The sequence below is a fragment of the Streptomyces fuscichromogenes genome (assembly GCF_014645815.1).
GTDB lineage: Bacteria > Actinomycetota > Actinomycetes > Streptomycetales > Streptomycetaceae > Streptomyces > Streptomyces fuscichromogenes.
The window spans coordinates 1-25,876 of the sequence record NZ_BMML01000030.1 but is presented as its reverse complement, the minus strand read 5'-3'; the positions used below and the strand labels follow the sequence as shown (position 1 = coordinate 25,876).

Annotated in this window: 26 protein-coding genes; 18 read left to right on the top strand and 8 right to left on the bottom strand. The window is 69.8% G+C overall.

Going from position 1 to position 25,876, the window contains the following annotated elements:
• The first annotated feature begins 2 nt into the window (after positions 1 to 2).
• The gene (gene catA, locus IEZ11_RS42180) at positions 3 to 854 is read left to right on the top strand and encodes a catechol 1,2-dioxygenase (protein WP_189268366.1); all 852 of its coding nucleotides are present in this window, start codon (positions 3 to 5) and stop codon (positions 852 to 854) included.
• Positions 855 to 896: 42 nt separating this feature from the next.
• The gene (gene catC, locus IEZ11_RS42175; RefSeq protein WP_189268365.1) at positions 897 to 1,175 is read left to right on the top strand and encodes a muconolactone Delta-isomerase; all 279 of its coding nucleotides are present in this window, start codon (positions 897 to 899) and stop codon (positions 1,173 to 1,175) included.
• 37 nt (positions 1,176 to 1,212) lie between these two features.
• Here the strand turns inward: catC and IEZ11_RS42170 are convergent, their stop codons facing one another.
• Positions 1,213 to 1,584 (bottom strand): DoxX family protein, encoded by a 372-nt coding sequence (locus IEZ11_RS42170; protein WP_189268364.1) that lies wholly within the window; start codon positions 1,582 to 1,584, stop codon positions 1,213 to 1,215.
• A 259-nt stretch (positions 1,585 to 1,843) separates the two neighbouring features.
• Between IEZ11_RS42170 and IEZ11_RS42165 the strand changes: the two genes are divergently transcribed.
• From IEZ11_RS42165 to IEZ11_RS42130, 9 genes are all read left to right on the top strand, one after another.
• Complete coding sequence (locus IEZ11_RS42165; protein ID WP_189268363.1) at positions 1,844 to 4,186, top strand: ATP-binding SpoIIE family protein phosphatase; 2,343 nt, start codon at positions 1,844 to 1,846, stop codon at positions 4,184 to 4,186.
• 115 nt (positions 4,187 to 4,301) lie between these two features.
• Positions 4,302 to 4,463 (top strand): hypothetical protein, encoded by a 162-nt coding sequence (locus tag IEZ11_RS52295; RefSeq protein WP_308426588.1) that lies wholly within the window; start codon positions 4,302 to 4,304, stop codon positions 4,461 to 4,463.
• Positions 4,430 to 4,756, top strand: a complete 327-nt coding sequence (locus IEZ11_RS51455) for a molybdopterin cofactor-binding domain-containing protein (protein ID WP_308426587.1) — start codon at positions 4,430 to 4,432, stop codon at positions 4,754 to 4,756. Before IEZ11_RS52295 ends, IEZ11_RS51455 begins: the two co-directional genes overlap by 34 nt.
• Positions 4,757 to 4,903: 147 nt before the next feature.
• Positions 4,904 to 6,061: an acyl-CoA dehydrogenase family protein gene (locus IEZ11_RS42155; RefSeq protein ID WP_189268362.1), complete on the top strand. Its 1,158-nt coding sequence runs from the start codon at positions 4,904 to 4,906 to the stop codon at positions 6,059 to 6,061.
• Positions 6,058 to 6,846, top strand: coding sequence for an enoyl-CoA hydratase/isomerase family protein (locus IEZ11_RS42150; RefSeq protein WP_189268361.1), 789 nt, complete (start codon positions 6,058 to 6,060; stop codon positions 6,844 to 6,846). The genes IEZ11_RS42155 and IEZ11_RS42150 overlap by 4 nt, the downstream gene beginning before the upstream one ends.
• 219 nt (positions 6,847 to 7,065) lie before the next feature.
• Complete coding sequence (locus IEZ11_RS42145; protein ID WP_189268360.1) at positions 7,066 to 8,325, top strand: ABC transporter substrate-binding protein; 1,260 nt, start codon at positions 7,066 to 7,068, stop codon at positions 8,323 to 8,325.
• A gap of 46 nt (positions 8,326 to 8,371) precedes the next feature.
• On the top strand, positions 8,372 to 10,363 hold the full coding sequence (locus IEZ11_RS42140; protein WP_189268359.1) for an ABC transporter permease: 1,992 nt from the start codon (positions 8,372 to 8,374) through the stop codon (positions 10,361 to 10,363).
• Positions 10,341 to 11,087, top strand: a complete 747-nt coding sequence (locus IEZ11_RS42135) for an ABC transporter ATP-binding protein (RefSeq protein WP_189268358.1) — start codon at positions 10,341 to 10,343, stop codon at positions 11,085 to 11,087. Before IEZ11_RS42140 ends, IEZ11_RS42135 begins: the two co-directional genes overlap by 23 nt.
• Complete coding sequence (locus tag IEZ11_RS42130) at positions 11,084 to 11,854, top strand: ABC transporter ATP-binding protein (RefSeq protein WP_189268357.1); 771 nt, start codon at positions 11,084 to 11,086, stop codon at positions 11,852 to 11,854. Before IEZ11_RS42135 ends, IEZ11_RS42130 begins: the two co-directional genes overlap by 4 nt.
• Positions 11,855 to 11,928: 74 nt before the next feature.
• Here the strand turns inward: IEZ11_RS42130 and IEZ11_RS42125 are convergent, their stop codons facing one another.
• Genes IEZ11_RS42125 through IEZ11_RS42115 form a run of 3 tightly spaced genes read right to left on the bottom strand, consistent with a single transcriptional unit; the run spans position 11,929 to position 15,037 of the window.
• Positions 11,929 to 13,386 (bottom strand): aldehyde dehydrogenase, encoded by a 1,458-nt coding sequence (locus IEZ11_RS42125; RefSeq protein WP_189268356.1) that lies wholly within the window; start codon positions 13,384 to 13,386, stop codon positions 11,929 to 11,931.
• 5 nt (positions 13,387 to 13,391) lie between these two features.
• Positions 13,392 to 13,844, bottom strand: coding sequence for a Zn-ribbon domain-containing OB-fold protein (locus tag IEZ11_RS42120; protein ID WP_189268355.1), 453 nt, complete (start codon positions 13,842 to 13,844; stop codon positions 13,392 to 13,394).
• Complete coding sequence (locus tag IEZ11_RS42115; RefSeq protein ID WP_189268354.1) at positions 13,841 to 15,037, bottom strand: thiolase C-terminal domain-containing protein; 1,197 nt, start codon at positions 15,035 to 15,037, stop codon at positions 13,841 to 13,843. The genes IEZ11_RS42120 and IEZ11_RS42115 overlap by 4 nt, the downstream gene beginning before the upstream one ends.
• Before the next feature lie 346 nt (positions 15,038 to 15,383).
• Here IEZ11_RS42115 and IEZ11_RS42110 point away from each other — a divergent pair, with 346 nt between their 5' ends.
• Together IEZ11_RS42110 and IEZ11_RS42105 are read left to right on the top strand one after the other, a co-directional pair.
• Positions 15,384 to 16,142, top strand: a complete 759-nt coding sequence (locus IEZ11_RS42110; RefSeq protein WP_229713692.1) for a FadR/GntR family transcriptional regulator — start codon at positions 15,384 to 15,386, stop codon at positions 16,140 to 16,142.
• Between the two features lie 138 nt (positions 16,143 to 16,280).
• Complete coding sequence (locus IEZ11_RS42105) at positions 16,281 to 18,755, top strand: CaiB/BaiF CoA transferase family protein (protein ID WP_189268352.1); 2,475 nt, start codon at positions 16,281 to 16,283, stop codon at positions 18,753 to 18,755.
• Positions 18,756 to 18,815: 60 nt separating this feature from the next.
• Here the strand turns inward: IEZ11_RS42105 and IEZ11_RS42100 are convergent, their stop codons facing one another.
• Together IEZ11_RS42100 and IEZ11_RS42095 are read right to left on the bottom strand one after the other, a co-directional pair.
• Positions 18,816 to 19,022 (bottom strand): hypothetical protein, encoded by a 207-nt coding sequence (locus IEZ11_RS42100; protein ID WP_189268351.1) that lies wholly within the window; start codon positions 19,020 to 19,022, stop codon positions 18,816 to 18,818.
• A 3-nt stretch (positions 19,023 to 19,025) separates the two neighbouring features.
• On the bottom strand, positions 19,026 to 20,159 hold the full coding sequence (locus tag IEZ11_RS42095; RefSeq protein ID WP_189268350.1) for an amidohydrolase family protein: 1,134 nt from the start codon (positions 20,157 to 20,159) through the stop codon (positions 19,026 to 19,028).
• A 238-nt stretch (positions 20,160 to 20,397) separates the two neighbouring features.
• Between IEZ11_RS42095 and IEZ11_RS42090 the strand changes: the two genes are divergently transcribed.
• From IEZ11_RS42090 to IEZ11_RS42080, 3 genes are read left to right on the top strand one after another with little or no spacing between them, the layout of a single operon-like run.
• Positions 20,398 to 21,336 carry a TIGR03619 family F420-dependent LLM class oxidoreductase gene (locus IEZ11_RS42090; RefSeq protein WP_189268349.1) on the top strand — a complete coding sequence of 313 codons (939 nt, stop codon included), beginning with the start codon at positions 20,398 to 20,400 and terminating at the stop codon, positions 21,334 to 21,336.
• Entirely contained in the window at positions 21,333 to 22,190 is an 858-nt protein-coding gene (locus IEZ11_RS42085) for an SDR family NAD(P)-dependent oxidoreductase (RefSeq protein WP_189268348.1), read from the top strand. The genes IEZ11_RS42090 and IEZ11_RS42085 overlap by 4 nt, the downstream gene beginning before the upstream one ends.
• A gap of 7 nt (positions 22,191 to 22,197) precedes the next feature.
• Entirely contained in the window at positions 22,198 to 22,968 is a 771-nt protein-coding gene (locus IEZ11_RS42080) for an SDR family NAD(P)-dependent oxidoreductase (protein ID WP_189268347.1), read from the top strand.
• Between the two features lie 62 nt (positions 22,969 to 23,030).
• Here the strand turns inward: IEZ11_RS42080 and IEZ11_RS42075 are convergent, their stop codons facing one another.
• Positions 23,031 to 23,663 carry a TetR/AcrR family transcriptional regulator gene (locus IEZ11_RS42075; RefSeq protein ID WP_189268346.1) on the bottom strand — a complete coding sequence of 211 codons (633 nt, stop codon included), beginning with the start codon at positions 23,661 to 23,663 and terminating at the stop codon, positions 23,031 to 23,033.
• A 91-nt stretch (positions 23,664 to 23,754) separates the two neighbouring features.
• Here IEZ11_RS42075 and IEZ11_RS42070 point away from each other — a divergent pair, with 91 nt between their 5' ends.
• Positions 23,755 to 24,609, top strand: coding sequence for an MBL fold metallo-hydrolase (locus IEZ11_RS42070; RefSeq protein WP_189268345.1), 855 nt, complete (start codon positions 23,755 to 23,757; stop codon positions 24,607 to 24,609).
• 259 nt (positions 24,610 to 24,868) lie between these two features.
• On the opposite strand, the gene IEZ11_RS42065 is transcribed toward IEZ11_RS42070, so the two are convergent.
• Positions 24,869 to 25,444: a TetR/AcrR family transcriptional regulator gene (locus IEZ11_RS42065; RefSeq protein WP_189268344.1), complete on the bottom strand. Its 576-nt coding sequence runs from the start codon at positions 25,442 to 25,444 to the stop codon at positions 24,869 to 24,871.
• Between the two features lie 157 nt (positions 25,445 to 25,601).
• On the opposite strand from IEZ11_RS42065, the gene IEZ11_RS42060 reads away from it, so the two are divergent.
• Positions 25,602 to 25,876: SDR family NAD(P)-dependent oxidoreductase (locus IEZ11_RS42060; protein WP_189268343.1), on the top strand; the 275-nt coding region annotated here is incomplete at its 3' end.

Here is a 25,876-nt window from a genome sequence, read left to right as displayed (position 1 = left end):
CCATGTCCGACACCTCCCTCAAGGCCACCGCCGCCGCATCCGGAGCCTCGGCCACCGAACGCTTCCTCACGGACAAGATCGGCACGAGCGCCCCCACCGACACCGCCCGCGTCGACATCCTCGCCACCGAGATCATCACGGCTCTGCACGACGTCATCCGCCGCCACCAGGTGACGTATCAGGAGTACGACGCACTGAAGTCCTGGCTGATCTCCGTCGGACAGGACGGCGAATGGCCGCTGTTCCTCGACGTGTGGGTCGAGCACGTGGTCGAGGAGGTCGCTCACAGCACCCGCGAGGGCAGCAAGGGGACGATCGAGGGTCCGTACTACGTGCCCGCGGCCCCGGAACTGCCCAGCGTCGCCACCCTGCCGATGCGGGCCGGCGAGCCAGGCACCCCACTGTGCTTCACGGGGCAGGTCACCGACGTGTCGGGCGAGCCCCTCCCGGCGGCCGTGCTGGAGATGTGGCAGGCCGATGACGAGGGCCTTTACTCGCAGTTCGCTCCGGGTGTCCCGGAGTGGAACCTGCGCGGCAGTGTGACGACCGACGACGAGGGCCGCTTCGCGGTCACGACCGTCCAGCCGGCCCCCTACCAGATCCCGACGGACGGCTCCTGCGGCCGACTCATCGCCGCCGCCGGCTGGCACGCCTGGCGCCCGGCGCACCTCCACCTGAAGGTGTCCGCCCCGGGGCACGAGTCGCTCACCACGCAGCTGTACTTCCGGGGCGGCGAGCACATCGGGGACGACGTGGCCTCCGCGGTCAAAGCCGAGCTCGTCCTCGAACCGAAGCCGACTGCCGACGGCGGCACCGAGGCCGGCTACGACTTCGCCCTCGCCCCCTCGGCCTGACACGTCCATAGACCTGACACGTCCGTAGAAGGGGAGCCGGCCGTGCTCTTCGCCGTCCAGATGACCGTAAACCTGCCGCCCGGTATGGACCCCGAGGTCCGCGCCTCGACGATCGCCGCCGAGAAGGAGTACGCGCAGCGGTTGCAGTGTGCGGGGGAGTGGCTGCACCTGTGGCGTTGCGCCGGCCGGTACTCCAACCTCAGCGTCTTCGACGTCGTCGACAACGACCGGCTCAACGACATCCTGTGGGGACTGCCGCTCTTCCCGTACATGGACGTGACGGTGACCGCCCTCGCTCGACACCCGTCGGCCGTCCGCTGAGCGCCGGGATCGGTGGGATGCGCAGTGGCGGGGCGGCTCAGAACCGGTACGGCCCGAAGCGCCCCCACACGATCACGGCCAGCAGAACGATGGTGACCAGGTTTCCGACCGCGTCGGAGGTCTCGGAGCGGCGCAGGTGGATTGCGGTCCCGCCGGTCATGATCGCGAGCCCGCCGAGCGCGGCACACGGTACGAGTACCGGTGCTATGCCGGTGGCTCCCGGCAGGACTAGTCCGAGGCCCACCAATGTGTCCAGGACTCCGCTGATCTTGACGAACGTGTCGGAGGCCTGTCCGACCCAGCCGAAGACCGAGGCGAGCTGGACTCTGTTGCGCACGAGTTTCATCGTGCCCACGGCAAGGAAGACGGCGGCGACGAGTGACTGGAGGATCCACAGCAGAAGATTCATGGAGGACTCCCGGCGGAGAAGGCACTTGGATGACGTGGGCATGGCGGATATGGGAGGGCGCGGTGGCTGTCGAGTCCTGGCATGAACGCGGCCCGCGGCCTATGATGAACCGACGCTCACTTTAGTGCAAGCGTCGGGGGGGGGCCCGCAGACGGGCGGGGCGTCGACGTGAGCGCCCCTTTGCCTTGCCTTGGTCGGCCGCTTGGAAGAGGATGAATGTCGGCTGCTTCGTATGCGGTCTCGACGTAGGCAGAGCGCCATGACGGAAGACACCGAGACATCCGGCCGGTTCCCCCCGCGGCTGCTCAGGGAGGTCCGAGGCACCGTCACGGTCGTTGTCACCGACTCCGCCGGCACGGTGACTCTCTGGAGCCGCGGTGCGGAGGCGCTGTGGGGCTGGTCTTCTCAGGAGGCCCTCGGTACCGGTCTGGCTGACCTCTTCACGTCCGACTGGGCGGTCAGGCACCGGGACGGCCGTGTGTTGGACATGGACGTGGACATCTGCCCGCTGCAGGTCGGAGAGCGGCGCGTTGGGTTTCTGCTGGTGGCGGATCGTCGCGTGGAGGTTCAGGGAGGCGGGGACGACGAGTTGATGGCGTGGGTGTTCGACCAGTTCCCGGCCCCGCTCGCCATCAACGACACCGAGGGCCGGGTCCTGCGGCACAACCAGGTCATGACCCGGCTGACAGGCCGCGACGAGGACGAGATGCGGGGTCGGCCGCTCACGGAATCGGTGGTGGAGGCGACGACCGCGGACGACGAGCGCAGGGTGATGCGAGTGGCCGCCAAGGGCGAGCTCGAGACCGCCGAGCGGTTCGTCAAGGTGCCGGGTGAAGCCAAGGCGCATGCGTGGGTCTCGGACTTCTTCCCTCTCAAGGACTCGACAGGGCGGGTGCGGGCCGTCGGCGTGTCCTCCTACGACTACTCGCAGCAGTACGGCGCGCGGGAGCGGCTGGCGCTGCTGAGCGAGGCCCGGACCCGGATCGGCATGAGCCTGGACCTGGCCGGCACGGCTCGCGAGGTCGCCGAGGTGGTGATGCCGCGCTTCGCCGACGCCCTCAGCGTGCATCTGCTCGACGAGGTCTTCCACGGCGAACTGCCGCCGCCCGGCCCGTCGCGTCGGTCGGTGGTGCTGCGCAGGGTGGTGCCGTTGGCCGACGGCGAGCAGGCCGTGTCCAGTGAGCCCATCCAACCCTCGTCATCAGCCGTCGCCCGGTGTCTGCTCGGCAGCGGCGCCCAACTGATCGAGGACGACGCGTCCGAGGTCGCGCGGTGGTTCGGTGACGACATCGGCCAGGGCATGTGCTCGACCATCGCGGTGCCCATCCGCGCGCGCGGCACAACGCTCGGGCTTGCTCTGTTCCTGCGAAACGCACCGACGCGTGAGCCGTACGGGCCGGACGACCTCGCCGTCACGGAGGACCTGATCGCCCGCGCGGCGATCTGCCTGGACAACGCGCGCCGGTTCACCCGCGAACACGGGATTGCCGTGGCGCTGCAGAGTGCCCTGCTGCCGCACGGCTCGCCATCGCATTCGGCGGTGGAAACCGCTGCGCGCTACCTTCCGGCCGGCGGCGGGGCGCAGGTCGGAGGCGACTGGTTCGATGTGATCGCGCTCCCGGGATCGCGGGTGGGCCTGGTAGTGGGAGACGTCGTCGGTCATGGAGTCACCGCCTCGGCCATCATGGGGCAGCTGCGCACGGCCGTACGGACGCTCGCCGACATCGAGCTCCCTCCCGAGGAACTCCTCACCCACCTCGACGACGTCGTGACCCATGCGGCGGACGGAGAGTGCGATGACAGGGACCCCTGCGCTTCTGGAGCCACCTGCCTCTACGCCGTGTACGACCCGGTTGCCGGGGTGTGTTCCCTGGCCGCGGCCGGACATCCGCCACCTGTCCTGGTGCGTCCGGACGGTACGTCCTCCGTCGTCGACATACCCGTCGGTCCGCCGCTGGGCCTCGGCAGCCTGCCGTTCGAGGCGGCCGAACTGGCCGTCCCCGAGGGAAGTCTGCTGGCGCTGTTCACCGACGGCCTGATCGAAACCCGTGAGCACGACGTGGACGCCCGCCTGGAGGAGCTCCGTGCCGCCATCGCTCGCCCGAGTCCCTCGCTTGACGCGCTGTGCGACACCGTTCTGGGCGCACTTCACAGCGGCCCCGCAGCCGATGACGTCGCGTTGCTGATAGCCCGTACCAGGGGCCTGGCCAAGGACCAGGTCGCGGAGTGGGAGTTGCACAGCGATCCCGCTGTCGTGAGCGACGCGCGACGCCTCGTCGATGACCGGCTCACCGCCTGGGGGCTGGAAGACCTGACGTTCACCACGGAGTTGGTGGTCAGCGAACTGGTCACGAACGCGATCCGCTACGGCGTCGGCCCGGTTCACCTGCGTCTGATCAAGGACCGGTCCTTGACCTGCGAGGTCTCGGACGGCAGCGCCAGCGCCCCGCACCTGCGCCGAGCCCGGCTGAGTGACGAGGGCGGCCGTGGTCTGTTCCTGATCGCCGAGCTGACTCGGCGATGGGGCACTCGATACACCATGACGGGCAAGACCATCTGGGCCGAACAGGCACTGGATGTGCCTCGTTCTGTGGAGCTCTAGGAGCCGAAAGCCGCCACACCCTCCTCGGGGGCCGCGGCAAGGGCTGCGCATTGCTGGTTGCGGTCACCGCCGGCTTGTCCATCGCTCGCGCACGGCGGAAGGCCCTTGCATCAAGGTGAATCCTGCCCAGTGGGTGCTGGGCGCGGTCGCCGAACTCGCCACGGTGTTCGGTGTCACTCCGGAGTCGGTGCGCGTCCTCTCGCCCTTCGTCGGCGGAGCGTTCGGAAACTCGCTGAGCACCGGGTGCGCCTCGGCAGCGACCGGCGCGGCCGGCTGACCGCGACGGCCCATGAGCCGAAGGCCGAGACCTCACGCTACGAGACCTACGCCGAAGCCATCCCGGACCTCGGTCAGATGCTCTACGCCACCCCCGACGTCGGCCAGTCGTACCAGTCGGTGGCGCTGGACGTGAACACACCGACGCCCGTGTGCGGACCGGGCTGCTCCTCCGCCGCCTACGCCGTCGAGTCCGCGCTCGACGAACTCGCCCGCCTGCGGAAACGGCCCTCTCCAGCGCCGCGGAGATCGTCGCCGACATTCTTCAGGGCGCAGGCGTGCCGCCGTCTCTGATGGCCGGCCCCATCCACCGCCTCCGGGCGGACCCCTCGTCCTTGGGCGCAGCCACGCGTGACGGGACTCGACGCGACTGGTCTATCTTAGTTGACTAAGTGATACTCATCTCGTGATGCAGTGTGCCGTGCGGAGAGGTGGAGGGACATGCAGCGCAGGCTCTACGAACAGGACCACGAGGACTTCCGGGCGACCGTCCGGGAGTACGTGGAGCGCGAAGTGGTTCCGCACCAGGAACGCTGGGACGCCGAGCGGATGGTCGAGCGGGGTGCCTGGCTGGCCGCGGGCCGCCAGGGGGTCCTCGGACTGTCCGTGCCCGAGGAGTACGGCGGCGGTGGTGTGACGGACGTCCGCTACCGCAGCGTGGTGATCGAGGAGCTGGCCCGGGTGGGCGCCGCCGCGGTGAACCTCGGTTTCGGGCTGCAGGACGACATCTTCCTGCCGTATCTGCTGAGCCTCGCGACCCTGGAGCAGCGGGAGCGCTGGTTGCCCGGTGTGGCCGGCGGAGAGCTCGTCGGCGCGGTCGCCATGACCGAACCGGGCGCCGGCAGTGACCTGCAGGGCATCCGCACCACCGCCGTTCGCCATGGCGAGGAGTGGATCCTCGACGGCACCAAGACCTTCATCACGAACGGCATCGCCGCCGACCTCGTGATCGTTGTCGCAAGGACCGATCCGGATGCGGGCTCCCACGGGCTCAGCCTGTTCATGGTGGAACGTGGGATGCCCGGCTTCGGGCGCGGTCGCAAACTCGAAAAGATCGGCCTGGTGGCCCAGGACACCGCGGAGTTGGTCTTCGAGGACGTCCGCGTGCCCGCCGGCAATCTCCTGGGCAAGGAGGGCGGCGGTTTCGCGCACCTCATGGAGAACCTGCCCAGTGAGCGGCTCTCCATCGCCCTTCAGGCCCTGTACCCGGCACGGACCGTACTGGGCTGGACGCTGGAGCACACCAAGGAGCGCACGGCCTTCGGCCGGCCGCTGGCCGCCTTCCAGAACACCCAGTTCCGACTGGCCGACATGGTCACCGAACTCGATGTCGTCCAGGCCTACGTCGACGACTGCCTGCGCGCCCTGAACGCCGGCGAACTCACCGCGGTGGACGCGGCCAAGGCGAAACTCGCGGCCACCGAACTCCAGCAGCGGGTGGTCGACCGCTGCCTGCAACTCTTCGGAGGCTACGGCTACATGAGCGAGCACCCGGTCTCCCGGTCCTTCCTCGACGCACGCGTGCAGACCATCTACGGGGGTACTTCCGAGATCATGCGCACGATCATCGGCCGGGATGTCACGGGGGTGCGGTCATGACGGGGACGGCGGCGAACGGTCAGGACCACCTGCTGCGGGAGCGGCGGGGTGCAGCCGAGTGGCTTGTGCTCAACCGGCCCGAGCGGCGCAACGCGCTGACCGTCGAGTTGGTCTGTGACCTGGCCGACGCGGTGGCGCAGGCGGGTGCGGACCCTGAGGTGCGGGTCCTGGTCATCACCGGCGTGGCGCCGGTCTTCTGCGCGGGAGGTGACCTGGCCGCCCTGTCGGTTGTGGCCGAGCAGGGCGCACGCGCGGTCACCGACACCATCTACGGGCAGTTCCAGCGCCTCGTACGGCTGATGCGTGACGTTCCGGTTCCCGTCATCGCGGCGGTCAACGGTGCCGCGCTGGGCGCCGGCCTCGACCTGGCCCTCGCCTGCGACCTGCGCTACGTCTCCCGGGAGGCGAGCTTCGCCAGCTCCTGGATCAACGTCGGCCTCGTGCCCGGAATGGGGGGCGCCCATCTGCTGACCCGGGCGGTGGGCAGTACGCGGGCGAGCGAGATGGTCATCACCGGGCGCGTGGTCCCTGCGGAGGAGGCGTTGGCCTGGGGACTCGTCAACGAGGTGCTCGAGGCCGGCCGGTTGGGGGAGCGGGTCTGCGAGGTGACGGATGGGCTGGCCAAGTTGTCCCGCCCGGCGCTCAGCAGCAGCAAGGCATCGCTGCGCCGGGCGCTGAGTTCGGAGTTCGATCACGAGCTGGCGGTGCTGGGCGCGGTCCAGGGCGGGCTGCTCACCGGCCAGGACTTCCGCGACGCCACGGCGCGGTTCCGACGCAAGTCCTGAGGCGGTAGGGCGGGCGCACAGCGCAAGCACCCCCGGCGTGCGGCCGGGGGTGCTTGCGCTGTGCGTTTCCCAGGTAGAGAGTACACCTAGATTACTAGGTTGCTCTCATTTCATATCGGATCGTTATCTGGGGCGAATGCTGCTCAAACCCTTGTCAAGGCCCCGTTGCGCACCCACACTCTCCCTTCAACGAAGTCAACTAAGTTGATGGGGTGTGCTATGTCTGTGGAGAAGATCTCACGTAGGCCGGCCAGGGTGGTCGCCGGTGCCTGTACGGCCCTCGCCCTGACGCTGGTGGCGGCCTGCGCCAGCAATGGTGACGCCGGGGCGAACAGCAAGTCGGACAAGGCGGAGAGCGTCCGTCAGGTCGAACTGCCGGTGAAGAAGGCGCAGGGCAAGCCGATCGTCGTCGGCATGATCAACAACGACACCAACGCCGCGGGCAACTTCGCGAACATGGGTGAGGCGACCCGCGCGGCCGTGAAGTACGTGAACAACAACCTGGGTGGTGCCGGAGGACGTCCGATCCGCCTGGAGTACTGCAACTCCAACGGTACGACCGCGGCCTCGGCCAACTGCGCGGCCCAGATCCTGGAACAGCATCCCGCCGCGGTGATCGGCGGCCTCGACCTCGGCTCGGACGGTTCCCTGCCCCTGCTCGCCAAGGCCGGTGTGCCCTACGTGGCCACGACGCCGATCAGCGCCACCGAACTCACGTCTCCCGACTCGTTCTCGTTCTTCGCGGGAGCCGCGGGGTCGCAGATCGCCGCGTCCGTCTACGCCGCGAAGGAACTGCACACCAAGAAGGCCGCCGTCCTGTTCAACGAGAACCCCCAGGCGCGACTGGCCGCCGAGAGGTTCGTCCGGGACGTGCTCAAGGCGCAGGGTGTGAAGAAGGTGACCATGGTCCCCTTCGGTGTGAACGAGACCGACGTGGCCGGTCCGCTCAGCCAGGCCCTCCAGGGCGGGACCGACACGGTGTTCGGCATCATGCCGGAATCCGGCTGCGTCAACGTCCTCAAGGCCAAGCAGTCGCTGGCCAGCACGGCGACCTACGTCTTCACCGGTAACTGTGCCGCGCCGGGCGTACTGAAGGCCGGCGGAAGCGCGGCCGACGGGTCGTACTTCCCGGTCTCCGTGCAGCCCGCGAACGCGGACACTCCCGACACCAAGGCGTTCCGGGCCGCCATCGCGAAGTACGCCCCCTCCGTCGATCTCGGGTTCTACCCGGAATCGGCCTTCGCCGCGACCGTGTCCCTGTCCCGGGTGCTCGGCAAGACCGACAAGCCGGACGATCCGGCGGCCGTGATCAAGGCCTTCCACGCGCTGAAGAACGAGCCGACCTTCGTCGGCCCCCCGGTCACCTGTGACGGTAAGCAGGTCGCCGGTCTGCCGTCCGTCTGCACCAACCAGGTCCGCATCGTGAAGAGCGAGAACGGCCGGCTCCAGGACGTCGCCGGTCGCTGGTACTCCGGATGATCACCCATACGGCTCTGGTCGATCACCGGCAGACCCAAGGAACGACATGATCGAGATCCTGCAATTCGCCCTTCTGGGCCTCGGCGCGGGAACCATCTACGCCGCGCTGGGCACGGGAGTGGTGCTCACCTACCAGGCCGCAGGTGTCATCAACATCTCCCTCGGCGCGATGGGGATGTACATCGGATACACCTACGCCTTCCTGCACAACGAGGACCTGCTCGTCCTCCCGATCGGCACCATCGCGACGCCGGACCTCCCGGTGTGGGCCGCCATGCTGGTCTGCCTCGCCGTCGCGGCGTTGCTGGGCCTGGTCGCCTACGCGCTGGTCTTCCGTCCGCTGCGATCGGCGTCGGGTCTGCTGAAACTCGTGGCCGCCGTCGGTATCACCATGGTCCTGCAGTCCCTGGTGGTCCTGCGGTTTCCCACCACGAGCGCGAGCGTGCCGCCGATCCTGGCGAACGACCCCGTGCACTTCGGCGGGCTGACGGTGTCGTGGGACAGGTTCCTGCTCGCGGCCGTCGTCATCGTCATCGCCGCCCTGCTGTGGGTTCTGACGCGGTTCACCCGGACCGGGCTGGCGATGCGGGCGGTCGCCGAGGACGAACGGGCTGCCACGCTCCTCGGGCACTCGCCCGGGCGGCTCTCCGCCCTCGCCTGGATGGGCTCGTCGATGCTGGCGGGCCTGCTGGGCATCCTGGCCGGACCGATCACCGGGCTCGACCCGGTGACCAACAGCCTGTTCATCGTGCCGGCGCTCGCCGTGGCGATCGTCGGCCGGCTTCGCTCCTTCGGGATCACGGTCGCCGCCGGTATCGCCCTGGGCATGGTCCAGAGCGTCGTGCTGAAGCTCCAGGGCGACTACTCCTGGCTGCCTCAGACCGGGCTGCGCGAGGTGCTGCCCTTCCTGGTGATCGTGGTGACGCTCGCAGTCAGCGGCGGGAGCCTGCCCTCCCGCGGCACGGAGGAGGATCCTCGGCTGCCGGCGGTGCCGCGCGGTGGTGCCAGCCCGATCACGGTGGGCGCGACGCTGCTGGTCGGCGTGGCGCTGGTCCTCACTCTGGACGGGCCTTACCGCACCGCCCTGACCACGACGGTCGTCTCCGTGCTGGTCTGCCTGAGCATTGTCGTCGTCACCGGCATGCTGGGCCAGATCTCGCTGGCCCAGATGACCTTCGCCGGTGCCGCGGGTTTCGTTCTCAGCAACCTCACCACCCGCGCCCACATCGGGTTCCCGTTCGCACCGCTCATCGCCGTGGCCCTGGCCGTGATCCTGGGCGTCGCCGTCGCCGTGCCGGCGCTGCGGATCCGGGGGGTGACCCTCGGTGTGGTCACGTTGGGCCTCGCCGTCGCCGTGTCGGAGTTCGTCTTCAAGAACCCGGGCTGGACGGGCGGTATGGGTGGCAGCCGGGTACCGGAACTGCGCCTGTTCGGTGCCGGACTCGGCAACGGCGGCGACATCGGGTTCGCCCTGTTCGCCCTCTTCGCCGTGACGGCCTGCGCGATCGGCGTGATCTGGTTGCGCCGGACCCGACTCGGCGGACAGATGCTCATGGTCCGCGCCAACGAGCGGGCGGCTGCCGCGGCGGGAATCAACATCGCCGGTATCAAACTGACAGGTTTTGGAATCGCCGCCGGTCTCGCCGGGACAGCCGGCGTCCTCCTCGGATACCAGCAGGAGAGTCTGGCCTTCCAGAACTTCGACGTCTTCGTGTCGCTCACCTACGTCGCGGTGGTCTACCTGGCCGGCATCAGCCGCGTGTCCGGTGCCGTGATCGCCGGTCTGATGGCCCCGGGCGGGCTCGTGTACTACGCGCTCGACAGGTGGCTGGACCTGGGCAAGTACAACGCGATCGTCAGCGCTATCGGGCTCCTGCTCGCTCTGGTGACCACCCCTGGTGGTGTGGCGGGTGAGGCGGACCGGCAGCTGCGGTGGCTCGTCGGCAGGCTGCGCCGACCGGCGGTTCCCGAGCCGTCCGGAGAGCAGGTCGCCGCACTCGGAGAGGAGACCGGGCATGCTGTCTCTCGCACTACGTGATCTGAGTGTGGCCTTCGGAGGCGTGCACGCTCTCGACGGCGTGACCCTTGAGGTCGCGCAAGGTTCCCTCACCGGTCTCATCGGCCCCAACGGCGCCGGCAAGACCACCCTGCTGGACGCATGCACCGGCTATGTCACGGCACACGGCGAGGTCCGTCTCGGCGATCGCCGAATCGACGGCCTGGCGCCGTATCGCAGGGCCCGCGCCGGACTGGTGCGCACCTTCCAGTCGCTCGACCTGTTCGACGACCTGACCGTGGCGGAGAACGTCGCCACCGGGATGCCGGGCGAAGCCCGCCGACGCTGGTGGCACCAGCTGAGGCGGATGCCCGCCGCGGACACGCCGGTGGTGCACGACCTGTTGGCGTCACTCGGGCTGGACAGTGTCGCGGGTGCCCTTCCCGGATCCGTCAGCCAGGGGCAACGTGCGCTGGTCGCCCTCGCCCGTGCGCTGATCGCCCGCCCCGACGTCCTGCTCCTCGACGAGCCGGCGGCGGGTCTCGACAGCCACGAGAGTGAAGAGCTGGGCCGACGCCTCCGGGACGTGTGCGACCGGGGCACCACCGTGCTCCTGGTGGAGCACGACATGAGTCTCGTCCTCGGCAACTGCGACCACGTCCATGTCCTGGACGCCGGAAAGCTGCTTGCCTCGGGGACTCCGGCGGAGGTCAGAAAGGACCCCGCCGTTCTCGCCGCCTACCTGGGGGAAGGGAGTCCGTCATGACCGGCGCGGACAGCGCGGCCGACACGGCCGACGCCGCCACCACAGAGGCCGCACCCGCTCTCCTGCGGGTGCAGGGCCTGTGCGCGGGCCATGGCGCCAGTACGGTCGTACGCGACCTCGACCTGCACGTCGAGCGCGGGGAGGTGGTGGGTCTCTTCGGGCCCAACGGCGCGGGCAAGACCACCACCCTGCTGACCCTGGCCGGCTGCCTGCCCGCGCACGCCGGGCAGATCGAGGTGCTCGGTGGTCCGGTCACCGCGCGCACCGGCGCCCGGGTACTGGCCCGGCGCGGGTTGCGCCTGGTTCCCGAGGACCGGGGGCTGTTCCGGCAGCTGACCGTCCGGGAGAACCTGACGCTCTGCCTGGAACAGCGGCGTGGCGGCCGGGCCCTGATCGAGGAGGCACTGACCGTGCTGCCTCAGCTGGGCCCGCTGCAATCCCGCCGCGCGGGATTGCTGTCGGGCGGTGAACAGCAGCAACTAGCGCTGGCTCGTGCCCTGTTGGGGCGGCCCAGGCTGCTCCTGGTGGACGAGATGTCGCTGGGCCTCGCCCCGAGGATCGCCGGAGAGCTGCTTCGGACGCTGCGCACCCTGGCCGTGGAACGGGAGCTCGGCGTGCTGTTGGTCGAACAGCATGTCCCCGCCGCCCTGGAGGTGGTGGACAGGGTGTACGCGCTGGCCCACGGCCGCCTGGTGCACCGCGGCACCGCGGACGAACTGCGGCGCGACCCGAACATGCTCCAGGCGGCCTACCTCGGCGCGGACTAGCGGGACGGACCACAAGTGTGCCCCGGGAGCGAACAGCTCCCGGGGCACACGCGTGACGCCGGCACACACGCGGATCAGAGGAAGACCGAGCGCGTCTCCACGAAGTCGTCGATGCCCTCGGGGCCGAGCTCCCGGCCGTAGCCGGACGCCTTGAACCCGCCGCAGGGGATGGCCGGGTCGGTGCCGATGGGGCTGTTGACGGCGACGGTGCCGGTGCGGATGCGCCGGGCGAACTCCAGCGCTCGGTCACGGTCACCGCTGTAGACGGCGCCGGCCAGACCGTACTTGGAGTTGTTGGCGATCTCGACGGCTTCGTCCTCGTCCCGGTATGTCAGCACGGTGAGGACAGGGCCGAAGATCTCCTCCTGCGCGGCCGTCGAGTCGGGCGACACGTCGGTGATGACGGTGGGGGAGATGTACAGGCCGTCCTCCATTCCCTCCGGTCGCCCGCCACCGGTGACGATGGTGCCGCCCTCGGCACGTGCGGAGTCGATGAAGCCCATCACCCGGTTGAAGTGCTGCTCATTGATCATGGGACCGAGCTGGGTGGCCGGGTCGGCCGGGTCTCCTACGACGGTCTTCTCCAACGCCGTCGCCAGCGCGCCGACGATCTCGTCCTTGCGCCGCTCGCTGACCACCAGGCGGCTGGGCATGGCGCAGATGGCCCCGTTGTTGAGCGGCAGGACGAAGGCCATGGAGCCTGCGACCAGGTCCACGGGTGCGTCGTCCAGCACCAGGGCGGCGGACTTGCCGCCCAGCTCCAGCGTGACCCGCTTGAGAGAGCCGGCGGCCGACGCGGCGATGCTCTTGCCGACGGCCGTGCTGCCGGTGAAGGAGATCTTGTCGACCCCCGGGTGCTTGACGAGCGCCTGGGAGACCTCGGTGTCGGCCGCGATGATGTTGATGACGCCCTCCGGCAGCCCGGCGCGCACCGCCGCGTCCGCGAGGTAGTGGAGGCTCAGCGGGGACTCGGGGGACGGCTTGAGGACCAGGGTGCAGCCCGCCAGCAGCGCGGAGGGCACCTTGAACGCGGCCAGCTTCAGCGGGGCGTTCCACGGGATGAAGGCGGCGACGACCCCGACCGGCACCTTCTCCACCAGCACCTTCGCACCGGAGGCGGCGGTGCGTTCCTCGGTGAGCGCGATGGTCCCGGCGAGCCCCGCGGCATAGCGCAGGAACTGCGGGATGCCCTGCGCCCCGTCGCGGCACATCGCGACGGCGAGGCCGGTCTCGGCCAGCGCCACCTGGGTCAGCGGCTCGATGTCGCGTTCGAGCTCGGCCGCCAGCCTGATCATGGCGGAGGCGCGCTCGGCGAGCGTCATCCGGGGCCAGGGGCCGTGGTCGAAGGCGCGGCGCGCGGCTGCCACCGCATCGTCCAGGTCGGCGGGGCTCGCCAGCGCTGCCCGGCCGAAGACCTGCCGGGTCGCGGGGTTGACGACCTCCTCGTAGCGGCCGTCGGAAGAGGGGCGCCAGGTCCCGTCGATGAAGAGGCCGCGCTCGGTCGCCGGAGCGAGTTCGGAATGGGTGGTCATGCTGGTCAGCCTTCCTTGCCTTCCACGGCAGGGGTGAAGGGACGGAAGACCGGAAGCAGCCAGCCGTCCGAGACGGGAGAGAAGTCCACGACGAGTTCCATGCCGATCCGCACCTCGTCGGGATCGGCGTCGATCACGTTGCTGACGAGCCGGGCACCCGGAGCGTCGGGCAGATCGACGACGGCGGCCACCACCACGGCGTCGTCCAGTCCGGGGATGTCGCGGACGACGGAGAAGCTGAAGACGCTGGCCCGGCCCGACAGCTGAACCCAGTCGACCTTCTGCGACTGGCACTCCGGGCAGAACGGGGTCGGCGGCAGCCGGAAGTGACCGCAGTCCGCGCAGCGCGGGGCGGCCAGCCGACGCTCCCGGGCCGCCTGCCAGAACGGCTCGGTGACGTGGTCGGTGGCGATCTGCACCCGCTCGGGGGGCAGCGCGCGGGACAGAACGGCACTCATGCGTCACGCCCCAGGATCAGGCCGCTGACCGGAATCGTCGCCGGACCACCGCTGACCAGGGCCAGCTTCGCGTCCGGCACCTGGTTCACCGCGGTGCCGCGCATCTGCTCCACCGCCTCCCGCACATGGGTCATGCCGATCACGTAGCCCTCCGAGAGATGTCCGCCGTGCGTGTTGACGGGGATCGAGCCGCCCTTGTAGCGGATGGCTCCGCTCTCCACGAAGGCGCCGCCCTCGCCCTTGGGACAGAAGCCGTAGTCCTCCAGCTGCATCACGACCATGGGCGTGAAGTGGTCGTAGAGCAGGGCCACGTCGATGTCGTCGGGGCCGACCCCCGCCTTGCCGTAGAGCCGCTGGGCGACCGCCGCGTGGCCGGAGGAGGCGAACGTCTCCTCCGGCATGCCCATCCAGCTGAAGGCACGTCCCCACTCCCGTCGGCCGCCATGCGCGGCGGCGATGACCGGGACCGGCTTCTGGCGCAGGTCACGGGCGCGTTCGAGGCTGGTGGTGAGGACGGCGACGGCGCCGTCGGTCTCCATGCAGAAGTCGTACAGGCACAGCGGCTCGGCGATCATCCGGGCGTTGAAGTAGTCGTCGAGGGTGAGCGGTGTCCGCCGCAGCGCGGTGGGGCGTGTGAGCGCGTTCTCCCGGGTGGAGACGGCGACCTCGGCGAAGGCCTCGCGACGGGTGCCGTACATGTGCATGTGACGGCGGGCCAGCACCGACATCAGGTGCCCGGGACCGGTCAGCCCCGCGGGCTGGATGAAGGACTTCTCGGGCGTCGGCTCTGCTTTTCCGAAGACACCGCCCAGGCGGTACTGGGGAAGCTGCTGCAGAGCCATCACACTCACGACACAGGTCGCGTCACCCGCCACGATGGCGGCTCGGGCCAGGCCGATCGAGCCGGCCGAGCCACCCCCTCCCGCGGTCAGGGAGGCGGTGAAGGTGATCTCGGGGATGCCGAGGGTCTCCATGAGGGAGGCGGTGTCCATGGACCGGCCGTAGCCACCGCCCGCCATGGAGTAGTAGGCGAACCCGTCGATGTCCTTGACCGACAGCCCGGCGTCCTCGCAGGCCGCCAGGATCGCCCTGCCCGCCAGCTCGGTGATGGTCTGCGGGTAGGACTCGCCGCGAGGGTAGTACGGGGTTGCGCCGACCCCGACGATCGCGGTGTCGGGGGGTTGAAGGGCCATGGGCACCTCTCCTTGCGCGGCCCTCAGAGAGTGCCGCAAACCTAGGGTTCTTAGTTCACCATGTTAGAACAGGGTAGTTCTGGTCATGGGCTGTCAGCAAGGGATCGTCGTACGGGTTCCGGAGGTGTTGGGAGGGCGGTTGTGAATGCGCCGTGGTCGCTTCGACGTGGGGCCCGCTGAGTGGGACAGTCGCGGTCCGACGAGATAGCTATCCTCGTAAATGACGTAACCCAGGTGTGTCCGTATCGTGCGGCGGCTCGGATCGCAGCAAACAGTGAGGGTGGAACCTATGGCGGGGTCGGACGACCGGCGTCCTGACGGTGTGAACTGGAACAACGGTGGAACGGTGGCCGCTGCCAACGGCGTGCGGGCGCCGAAGACCGGCGAACTCGTCGCCCGGCGGCTGCGCCGCATGATCGTCGACGGCGAACTCAGGAGCGGCGACTTCCTGCCGCACGAGCCCGAACTGCTGGCGCACTTCAACGTGTCCCGGCCGACCCTGCGGGAAGCCGTCAGGGTCCTTGAGTCCGAAGGGCTGGTCGAGCTGAGGCGTGGCTCGCGTACCGGTGCCCGGGTGACGGTTCCCGGCCCGGAGGCGGTGGCCCGGCCTGCCGCGCTCCAGCTCCAGCTCGGGGGTGCCACCCTTGCCGACGTCTACGTGGCGCGCAGCGCGATCGAGCCGCCGGCCGCACGCCTGCTCGCGCTCGACGGGGACGAGGCGAAGTACGCCGCCCTGGAGCAGGCGCTTGAGGAGGAGCGGGCCAACCTGGACGACGTCGACCGGTTCGCCGTGGGTGCCGCCCAGTTCCACCTGCGTCTGGTCCAGCTCTCTGGCAATCAGACCCTGGCCGTCATGGCCGGGATGGTGTACGAGATCATCCTCCGCCAGTCGCAGATCGTGGTCCGGGCTCGCCGCGAGAACACGCCCAGCCTGAGCCGTCAGTACAACAACCGGGCGGTTCGCGCCTACGAGAAGCTGGTCAACCTGGTGCGCTCGGGGGACGGCGACGCGGCGGAGGCGTTCTGGCGCAAGCACCTGGCGGTGGCTGACGAGCTGGTGTTGGCCGGCAGCGAGGCGACGAGGGTCATCGACATCCTGGAGTGACGCATTCCGCTGCGTCCGACTCGTCCGGACCGGGCTCTTGTGTGGCTCTGACCGACCCGCTTACATAGATAACTACGTTAGTGTTCTTGCGGGTCGTGTCACCAGCGAGGTCGGCACCTCGGCGAAATGGGGCGAAACATGAGTGACGCATCTGTCCGTCAGCGGGACGGTGAAAATGCCTCCGACGAGGGCCCGCTCGCGGGCATTGCGGTCATCGACCTCTCCACGACCCTTCCGGGGGCACTGGCCACACAGTTCCTCGCGGACGCGGGTGCCGATGTGCTCTGTGTGGAACCGCCGGGTGGCAGTCCGTTGCGGTCCAGGCCCGGCTGGCCTGCTCTCGGCCGGGGAAAGCGCAGCGTCGTGCTCGACCTCCACGCCGAGTCCGACCGCAGGGCGCTCGGATGTCTGATCGCGGGTGCCGATGTCGCTGTCACCACGATGCGGCCCGCGGCCGCCGCTCACCTGGGCCTGGCTCCCGAATCCCTGGCAGCCGCCAACCCGCGGCTGGTGAGCGCAGCCATCACCGGCTGGGGGTCCTCGGGCCCCTGGGCCCATCTCAAGGGCTACGAGGGACTGGTGATGGCCAAGCTCGGGATGTTCCACGTCAAGCGGAACATCGTCGGCCGGCCGGGGCCTGCTTTCGTGGCCGCACCGTATGCCAGCTGGGGGGCCGCCCAGACCGCCGTGCACGGCATCCTCGCCGCCCTCCTGGAGCGGGAGAGCAGCGGACACGGCCAGCACGTGGAGGCAGACCTGGTGCGCGGGGTCTCCACCCTCGACACCTGGAACTGGTTCACCGAACTGGTCGGCATCCGGTGGCCGGGCTCCTTCAACGTCGTCGACGCCTACACCGACGACGGGCAGCCGCAGTCACCCATGGCGCTGGGGCTGCTCGCGGCACTCACCAAGGACGGCCGATGGCTGCAGTTCGCCCAGGCCGGACAAGGGCTCTTCCGGGCACTGATGGAGGAACTCGGGCTGGGGTGGCGCTACGACGACCCCCGATGGAAGTCACTGCCCGCACTCGACACACAGGAACTCCGCACCGAGCACTGGAAGACCATGCTCGACACAGTGCGGGAGCGGACCTACGCCGAGTGGACGCAGGTCTTCGAGAGCAACCCCGACGTCAACGCCGAGGCCTACCGGACCGCCTCCGAGGTCTTCGACCATCCGCAGTTGCGGCACGACGGACGGGTGGGAGTGGTCGACGATCCCGACCGCGGGCCCGTCCGGCAGCTGACCAGCCTGGTGCACTCGGACGACCGGCCCCTCACGCCGCTGCGGCCCGCGCCGCGCCTGGACGAGCACGGTGCGGCGGCACGCGCCGCGACCGACGTGCCGCGGACGCCGACGCCGTCGGCCGAACCGGAATCGGTCCGCCTGCCCTTGGACGGCGTGACCGTGGTGGAGTTCGCCCTCATGTACGCGGGCCCGTACGGTGCCACTCTCCTGACCGATCTCGGCGCCCGCGTGATCAAGGTGGAGAGCCTGGACGGCGATCCCATCCGCCGTGCGGTTGCCTTTCCGGAGGCCGGGGGAGCGAAGGCCATGCTGGGCAAGGAGAGCATCTGCCTCGACCTGCGGACGGCGGAGGGGCGTCGGATCGCCCACGAACTGGTCCGCCGCAGTGACGTCGTGCTCCAGTCCTTCCGCGCCGGCGCCGCCGGGCGGATCGGCGTCGACGAGGCGACACTCAGGGCGCTCAACCCCAGCCTGGTGTATCTGACCGCGGCAGGATACGGCACCGACGGCCCGTACGGGCACCGGCCCGCGTACGCCGCCTCGATCGGCGCCGCCAGCGGCTTCGCGCTCGCGGAGGCTCCGTACGTCACCGACGTCAGCGGTGATCCGGAGGAGGTGAGGGCGTCGGTTCCCCGCCTCTACGCCGCGGCCGCCCGCGCGAGTCTGCAGTCCGACGGTGTCTCCGCGCTCGGTGTGGCCTCCGCGATGCTCCTCGGCCTGGTCGCACGTGCCAGGCGGCGCCCGCTGGGAGCGCTGACGACCACCATGCTCGCGACCGCCGCCCATCCGCTCGCCGACTGGAACGTCGACTACGCGGGTCGTCCGCCCCTGCCCGCGGTGGACCCCGAAGGGTACGGCCACAGCGCTCTGTACCGTCTCTACCGTGCTGCCGACGGCTGGGTCTTCCTCGCGGCTCCGGCTGCCCACGAATGGCCGCCACTGGCCGAGGCCCTGGCCGCCGAGGTCCCCCTGGCCGAGGACTCCCGCTTCGTCTCGGCCGGACACCGCGCCGCTCATGACACGGAACTGGCCGAGGTTCTGTCGCGGGTCTTCAGCCGGCGGCCCGCGGCCGACTGGGAGGCGCGGCTGACCGCGGCCGACGTCGGCTGTGTCGCCGTGACCGAGCAGGCGCCGGAGACACTGGTGCAGACCGATCCGTCGCTGGCGGCCGAGTACGCCACCACGGTCGTGAGCCCGGTCTTCGACGAGCACCTGAGGCTGGCGCCGACGGTCCGGTTCTCGCGTTCGGCCACCCGGACCCTGGGGGCCTGCCTCGCGGGGGACCACACCGAGACCATCCTGCGGGAACTCGGATACGACACACAGGCGATCGCCGGGCTGCGTGAACGGGGCGTGGTCGGATAGCCGCGCCCCCGGCTCCCCGGGAGAGGCCGGACCATGAACCGGCCTCTCTCCGGGAGCTGTTCATTCCGCGGAGGACCCGGTGTGCTCCCGGGCCAACCGCAGGCCTTCCTCCCTGCTCGTGGCGACGACCTCCCATCGCTCGCAGGAGCAGGCGCACACATACCCGCCCTCGTCGCGCGGTATGACCGACTGAGCCACACAGGCACCCGCACCGGCCACGTCGTGCAGGAACTCCGTGGGGGAGTCGTACATCACGTTGTCGGACATGGCTCAGGCTCCCGTGACGGCCGCGGGCAGCGGGGGCACGTGGGGGAACAGCTCGGCGAAGACACCGGTGGTGATGCGTTCCGTGACCTTGGGGTCCACGCCGTCGAAGAGACCGTGCAGCGTCTCCTGGGTGTGCCCGAAGGTGCCCTCCATGTGCGGGTAGTCGCTGCCCCACATGACGTTGTCGTAGCCCATGGACGTGGCGGCGGCGACGGCGGTCTGGTCGTGCTGGAACGACGCGTAGACCTGCGAGTAGATGATCTCCCGCGGGGACCGCTTGAGCTTCGGGCGGACCATCGCGGCGTGCTGGCGGTAACCCTCCTCGATGCGGTCGGCGATGAACGGCACCCACGTGGCACCGCCCTCCGCGACCAGCACCTTCAGGTCGGGGTGACGGTCAAGGGCGCCGGAGGCGACCATCTTGACCACCGCTCGCTGACCGCCGAACGTGGTCTCGGTGTAGTTCAGCACCGCGCCGCCGGGCCCCCGGTACACGACGCCGGCCATGGCGCCGGTGGAGAGGTCCACCGGGTCGGTGCCGATGTGGAAGGCCAGCACCATGTTCGCTGCCTCCGCGGCGGCCCACAGGGGCTCCCACGCGTCGTCGTTGTAGTCCTTCTGCAGCGGATGCGGCCTGACGGGCAGGAACAGTGCCCGGAATCCCATCTCCGCGGTCCGCTCCAACTCGCGGACGGCGTCCCCGATGTCCAGCGTGGACACCTGGGCGGTCGCCACCAGCCGTTCGGAGGCCTGGTCGATGGTCTCCCAGGACCAGTCGTTGCTCACCCGCAGTGCCTCCCGCAGCGCCTCGGGCGTGCGGAACGACGAACTCCACAGGCCCAGCGACGGGAAGACCAGCTCGCCCCAGATGCCCTCGTTGTCGAGGTCCGTCATGCGCAGGGTGACATCGCGAGCACCGGGCGCCCGGTTGGACGCCTCCCGGAACTCCTGAGCCGCCGGCGGCGGAGTGGCGCGGCGGAAGGACATGCCGTCGATGTGGACGGTCTCCCACCTGCCGTCGGGGTCCTTGACGCTGTACGGCATCAGCTCGGCCAGGTGCTTGGGCACGTTGCTGCGCCACAGGTCGTCCGGCTCCATGAAGTGTGAGTCGCCCGAGTTGGCCCAGATCTTCGTCATGGCTGTCTCCTTGCGCGGGGTTCGGGATGAAGCCCCGTCTTGCGAAAATGACGTTTTCAACGGTGCACCCGGTCGGAGTGCCTGTCAACACCGCTATTTGTTGCAGGTCTGAGGTCTCATGCTGGCTGGCGCGAGGCATGCGCTGAAAACGATCTTTTCAAGCTTCTCGGTCGCCGAGTGAAGCTGTTAACATAAATAACTTCGTTAACTATGAGTGTCCAAGCAGGGAGGGGATGCCGTGAGGTTCACCGTCGACCATCCGATCGGGAGGCCTGGCTGTGCGCCGGAGCTGTACGGCCCCGAGGGCCTGCGGACCTTCGCCCGTGCTGCGGAGGACGCCGGCTTCGACGCGATCGCCTTCACCGAGCACCCCGCGCCGTCGGCCAAGTGGCTTGCCCGGGGCGGCCACGCGACCCTGGATCCGCTCGACGCCCTCGCCTTCTGCGCGGCGGTCACCGAGCGGCTGCGGCTGATGACGTACCTGATGGTGCTGCCCTACCACAGCCCGCTGGCGGCGGCGAAGCGGATCGCCACGGTGGACCGGCTCTCCGGTGGCCGGCTGACGATCTGCGCAGGAGGGGGTTATCTCCGCTCGGAGTTCAACGCGCTCCACGTGGACTTCGAACGCCGCGGCGAACTGTTCGACGAGGCCCTCGACGTGCTGCGGGACCTGTGGGCCGGCGAGTCGTACACCGGTGAGGGCTTGCGCCACACCGCGCGCGGGACGGTGAGCACGCCCGGCCCCGTGCAACTGCCTCATCCACCCGTCTGGATCGGCGGCAACGGGCGGAACGCGCGTCGCCGGGCCGCCCGTGCGGCCCAGGGCTGGTCGCCGCTCCTCAACAGCGCGGACCTGGCGGCCACCACCCGGACCGCGACGCTGTCGACCCCGGCGGACCTGGCGGTGGCCGTCGACGAGTTGCGTCACTTCGCGACGCAGGCGGGGCGTGACCCGGCGGCCATCGAGGTGCAGGTGAAGTCCCGGCACAGTGACCTCGGTACAGGCGAGGCCGCGTACCGGTCCCACCGTGAACACCTCGGGGAACTGGCCGACGCCGGAGCGACCTGGTTCGTCGTCCGGGTCCCCGGAGGCAGCGTGGACGAAGCCGTCGGAGCGCTCAAGCTCTACGGACGCGAGGTGATCGAGGCGTACCGGTCGGAGAGGAGCGGGTCATGACATTCGAGTTGGGTTTGCAGGGCAAGGCCGCGGTGGTGACCGGCGCGGGCGCGGGTATCGGCCAGGCCATCGCGGTCGCCCTGGCGGGGAGCGGCGTACGGGTCGGGCTGATCGACATCGACTTCGAGCGAGTCGAGGCGACGAGGGCGCTGACAGAGAAGTCCGGTGGTACGGCGACCTCGCTCGTGGCGGACGTGATGGACACCGCCGCCCTCACCGACGCCGTCGCGACAGCCCACCAGACCTTCGGGAGGCTGGACATCCTGGTCAACAACGCGGGCGGGGTACGGGCCAGGCGCTTCCTGGACCAGAGCGAACGCAGCTGGCGGCGCCACATCGACATCAACCTGGTCAGCATGCTGGCGGCGACCTCGGCCGCCGCCCCGCTGATCGCCTCGTCCGGCGGCGGCTCGATACTCAACATCACCAGCATCGAGGGCCGGCGTGCGGCTCCCATGTACGCGGTGTACGCCGCCTGCAAGGCGGGAGTGATCAGCTTCACCCGCACCATGGCGGTCGAACTGGCCGAGCACCGGATCCGGGTGAACGCGCTCGCACCCGACCACACCGCGACGGCGGGCAACCGGGGAATCCTGACGGGTCCCGTCGATCCCGACGCGCTGCCGCCCCGTCCCCCGGACCGCGACGCCGCGATCAGGCGCTATGTCCCCCTCCGTCGTGAGGGCGCCGCCGAGGAGTGCGCCGACGCGGCGCTGTACCTCTGCTCCGATCGCGCGGGCTATGTCACCGGCGTCACTCTCGACGTGGACGGTGGGACCCGGGCTGCCGGAGGCTGGGTCAGCTCGGGAGGCGGCTGGACCCTGTACCCCGACGCGGCACCCCTGGCGAGGTGACGGGCGGATGACGGACACCACACCGATCACGGCGACCGAGCAGTGGTTCGACGGCCGGGTCGCCCTCGTCACCGGTGGCGGAAAGGGCATCGGCGCCGCGATCTCCCTCGAACTGGCACGCCGGGGCGCGGACGTCGCCATCAACTACCACCACGACGCGGAAGCCGCCGGCCACACGGCGGAAGCCGTCCGTGCTCTCGGCGCACGGGCGGTCCTGGTCCGGGCGGACATCACCGAACCCGGGGCCTGCGCGGACATCGTCGCTCGCGCACGGACCGCGCTCGGGCCTGTTGATCTCCTGGCCAACAACGCCGCGTACACCCAGATCGTGCCGCCCGCCCAGCTCACCGTCGAGACCTGGCGGAAGATGTTCGCCGCCAACGTGGAGGCGGCGTTCGAACTGACCTGGCTGCTGAAGGACGACATGAGGGAGCGGGGCGGCGGGGCCGTCGTCAATGTGTCGTCCGTCGCCGCGCAGCGCCCCGACCCCCACCTGATGGCGTACGGCGCGTCGAAGGCGGCGCTGGAGTCGTTCACGGCCAGTGCGGCGCTCGCCCTGGTCGCCGACAAGGTGCGGATCAACGCGGTGGCGCCCGGATTCACGCGAACGCCGCGGGTGGACACGGTGGACCAGAAGACACAGGCGGCGATACTCGCGCGACTGCCGCTCGGCCGGGCGGCGGAGCCGGAGGAGGTCGCGTCCGTGGTCGCCTTTCTCCTCTCCGACGCCGCCTCCTACGTGTCCGGTCAGGTCGTCGCCGCGCGGGTTGGTCCCTGACGGATCGTCGGCCTCGCCGGTACGGCTCGGTCCGTGCGGTGCAACCGCCGTGGGACGCGGCTTCATGGCGACGCGCGGGGCCGCGTACCCGCTTCTGGAGAAGTCGGCCAAGCTGTAGCGGCTCCGGGATTCAAGGCGGTCGTGGTGGTGCGCAGTTCGGCGAGCACGTCGGCGGCCAGGGCGGCGACATCCTGGCTGTCGGAGGCTTCGATCCAGCGGGTGTAGGTCGCGTGGGAGGCCAGCCCGATCAGGGCGACGACAAGATCCAGGTCAAGGCCGTCCAGGCCCTTCTCGCGCAGGGCCGTGGTGATCGCCTCGTTCTGGGACTGCCGTTTGAGCAGGTCACGCTCCCGTAGTTCGGGGTTGTGGTCGACAACCGCCTGGCGCCGCCCGTACCAGGCGCGCTTGGCCGGGTCGAAGACCTGGATGATCGCCCGCAGGACTTCGTCGACCATGTCGAAGGCCGTGATTCCAGGCGGGAGCGCGGCGATCGCGGCCACGGCTCGGTCGGTGATCTCGCCCGTACCGGCGAACAACACTTCGCGTTTGTCGGTGAAGTGGCGGAAAAAGGTGCTCTTCGACGTCCCGGCCCGCTCGGCGATCTGTGCGGCGGTGGTGTTGTCGTAGCCGTGCTCGAACAGCTCCAGGGCGGCGTCCTGTAGTCGTTCGCGAGTGCCTGGTTCCCATCTGCCCATGGGCTCATCGTAGGTGATGGGACCCCGGACCCATCACGTGCTACGGTGACGGGACCGGGGTCCCATCACCTGAACGGAATGCGAGCCTGCCATGTCTTCACTTGCCACCCCCGCTGCCTGGACCGGGCCGCTGCCAGAGGCGAACCCGCCCGCGGGTGTGGGCGTGTACCACCTGCCCACCGGTACGTACGAGACCCGGGCCGCGCTCGCCGTCCGCGGCGGATCATTCAGTGACAAACGCCCGTTCGCCGCGTCCGCGATCCTGGTGCGGCACCCGAAGGGCGACCTGCTGATCGACGCGGGCTTCGGCGTCGGACTTGCGCGGCACATCGCGATGCTTCCCTGGTACATGCGCGCTCCCCATGAGGCGGGCCGGACGGCTGCCGAGCAGCTTGACGCTGTCGGCTACGACCGCGGCCGGCTCCTCGGTGTGGTGCCGACGCACACGCACTGGGACCACACGAGCGGCCTCGACAGTCTCCACGGAACGCCGGTCTGGTTGAACGCGGCCGAGCGGCGGCACGCGGCGGACGAACCGGACAGCAAGGTCTTCCGGCACGTGTCCCAGGACCACGAAATCCACTCCTACGACTTCGACGGCGGGCCTTACCTCGGCTTCCCGGCCAGCCACGACGTGCACGGTGATGGATCCGTGGTCATCGTGCTCGCCGCCGGCCACACGGCCGGCTCGGTGATCGTCTTCGTGACCCGGCCCTCCGGCAAGCGGTACGCGTTCGTCGGCGATCTGACCTGGCAGCTCGACGGCATCCGCCGCCGGGTCGAGCGGCCGTGGCTGATGCGGAGGTTCGCCGACGAGGATCCCGCGTCGGTGCGTGAGGGACTGCTGCGGATGATCGCCCTCGAAGACCTCATGCACATCGTCCCGGCCCACGACCTCGGTGCCTACGACGGGATCCCTCACCTGACGCCGGGTGTGAGTGGGTAGGGTCCGCACGGCGCCGCCGAGAACTCACCGATACCGGCTGCGCCGCAGCCCCCCATGACCGGTGAGCCAGCCGCCCATCCGGGCCCTGGCATGTCGTCGGATCGTCTGCGCGCCTGGTGTGTCGGTGGGCTCACGCGCGTTCGGCGAACCGGTCATGAGCTCCCGCCGACCGTCGCCTCCGGCCCGTCCCGGCAACGCGGCACCCCGTACCTCGCGGGGAAGCCGCTCGATGGTTTCCACGGAGTTCGCGCGGCCGGTGTCAGGCCCTCTCGTTTCGTGTGTGGGTGGTGAGGCCCGTGAGCACGAGGGTGAGCCAGCGGGTGCGGTTGGGTGCGGGTTGGTCGGTGGGGGCGGTGGAGATCAGGAGGTAGATGTCTTCGACGGTGACGTCGGCGTGAATGTCGCCGTCGGTGATGGCGGCGCTGATGAGGTCGGCGAGCGCGGTACCGGCACGGGCTTCGACCTCGGGGTCGAGGCGCGCGGCGCCGAGACCCGCGGCGGCGGCTTTGACGGCGTGGTTGGTGGCGGTGGCCTCGACGACGCGGGCCAGGAAGGCGGTGATCTCGTCGAGGGCGAGGGCTCCGTCGGCCGCACGCTGGCGGGCCGCTTCGACATCGTCGGCGATGTGCTCGCTGTATTCGGCCAGGACGGCGCTGACCAGGTCGGTCTTGGTGGGGAAGTGGCGGTAGAGGGTCCCCACCGCGACGCCGGCGGCGGCCGCGATCTCGTCCATGCCGGCGTCGGGTCCATTGAGGGTGATCTGTTCGCGTGCGGCGTCGAGGATCTTCTTGCGGTTGCGGACCGCGTCGGCGCGGGGCGCTCGGGCCTGGGCCATGGGGCCTCACTTTCCAGATGAACGGTGGCCGGGTCCGGGGTGCCTGCATGTGGGTGCGGCGACCGGGTGAACGTCTGCGGATCCGGACTTGCATTAACGTGAACCGAGGTTCATAGTAGTTGATGAACCCAAGTTCACCTTACCTCCAGGAACCCTCATGACCAAGACCGCTCTGGTCACCGGCGCCTCCTCCGGCATCGGTGAAGCCACCGCCCTCAAGCTCCAGTCCCTCGGCTACACCGTCTACGCCGCCGCCCGCCGCACCGACCGCCTCCAGAAGCTGGCCGACCGCGGCATCCGTCCCCTCGCCATGGACGTCACCAGCGACGACTCCATGCAGGCCGGCATCAGCCAGATCATCACCGACACCGGACGCATCGACGTCCTGGTCAACAACGCCGGCTACGGCTCCTACGGCGCCATCGAGGACGT

Bases quoted from the DNA above. Each gene is read 5' to 3' on its own strand.
- IEZ11_RS42105 (WP_189268352.1), top strand. From the start codon at position 16,281: ATGAGTGACGCATCTGTCCGTCAGCGGGACGGTGAAAATGCCTCCGAC.
- catA (WP_189268366.1), top strand. From the start codon at position 3: ATGTCCGACACCTCCCTCAAGGCCACCGCCGCCGCATCCGGAGCCTCG.
- IEZ11_RS42095 (WP_189268350.1), bottom strand. From the start codon at position 20,159: ATGACGAAGATCTGGGCCAACTCGGGCGACTCACACTTCATGGAGCCG.
- IEZ11_RS42165 (WP_189268363.1), top strand. From the start codon at position 1,844: ATGACGGAAGACACCGAGACATCCGGCCGGTTCCCCCCGCGGCTGCTC.
- IEZ11_RS42150 (WP_189268361.1), top strand. From the start codon at position 6,058: ATGACGGGGACGGCGGCGAACGGTCAGGACCACCTGCTGCGGGAGCGG.
- IEZ11_RS42080 (WP_189268347.1), top strand. From the start codon at position 22,198: ATGACGGACACCACACCGATCACGGCGACCGAGCAGTGGTTCGACGGC.
- IEZ11_RS42155 (WP_189268362.1), top strand. From the start codon at position 4,904: ATGCAGCGCAGGCTCTACGAACAGGACCACGAGGACTTCCGGGCGACC.
- IEZ11_RS42075 (WP_189268346.1), bottom strand. From the start codon at position 23,663: ATGGGCAGATGGGAACCAGGCACTCGCGAACGACTACAGGACGCCGCC.
- IEZ11_RS42145 (WP_189268360.1), top strand. From the start codon at position 7,066: ATGTCTGTGGAGAAGATCTCACGTAGGCCGGCCAGGGTGGTCGCCGGT.
- IEZ11_RS42065 (WP_189268344.1), bottom strand. From the start codon at position 25,444: ATGGCCCAGGCCCGAGCGCCCCGCGCCGACGCGGTCCGCAACCGCAAG.
- IEZ11_RS42135 (WP_189268358.1), top strand. From the start codon at position 10,341: ATGCTGTCTCTCGCACTACGTGATCTGAGTGTGGCCTTCGGAGGCGTG.
- IEZ11_RS42125 (WP_189268356.1), bottom strand. From the start codon at position 13,386: ATGACCACCCATTCCGAACTCGCTCCGGCGACCGAGCGCGGCCTCTTC.
- IEZ11_RS42120 (WP_189268355.1), bottom strand. From the start codon at position 13,844: ATGAGTGCCGTTCTGTCCCGCGCGCTGCCCCCCGAGCGGGTGCAGATC.
- IEZ11_RS42085 (WP_189268348.1), top strand. From the start codon at position 21,333: ATGACATTCGAGTTGGGTTTGCAGGGCAAGGCCGCGGTGGTGACCGGC.
- IEZ11_RS42170 (WP_189268364.1), bottom strand. From the start codon at position 1,584: ATGAATCTTCTGCTGTGGATCCTCCAGTCACTCGTCGCCGCCGTCTTC.
- IEZ11_RS42140 (WP_189268359.1), top strand. From the start codon at position 8,372: ATGATCGAGATCCTGCAATTCGCCCTTCTGGGCCTCGGCGCGGGAACC.
- IEZ11_RS42100 (WP_189268351.1), bottom strand. From the start codon at position 19,022: ATGTCCGACAACGTGATGTACGACTCCCCCACGGAGTTCCTGCACGAC.
- IEZ11_RS42130 (WP_189268357.1), top strand. From the start codon at position 11,084: ATGACCGGCGCGGACAGCGCGGCCGACACGGCCGACGCCGCCACCACA.
- IEZ11_RS42115 (WP_189268354.1), bottom strand. From the start codon at position 15,037: ATGGCCCTTCAACCCCCCGACACCGCGATCGTCGGGGTCGGCGCAACC.
- IEZ11_RS42070 (WP_189268345.1), top strand. From the start codon at position 23,755: ATGTCTTCACTTGCCACCCCCGCTGCCTGGACCGGGCCGCTGCCAGAG.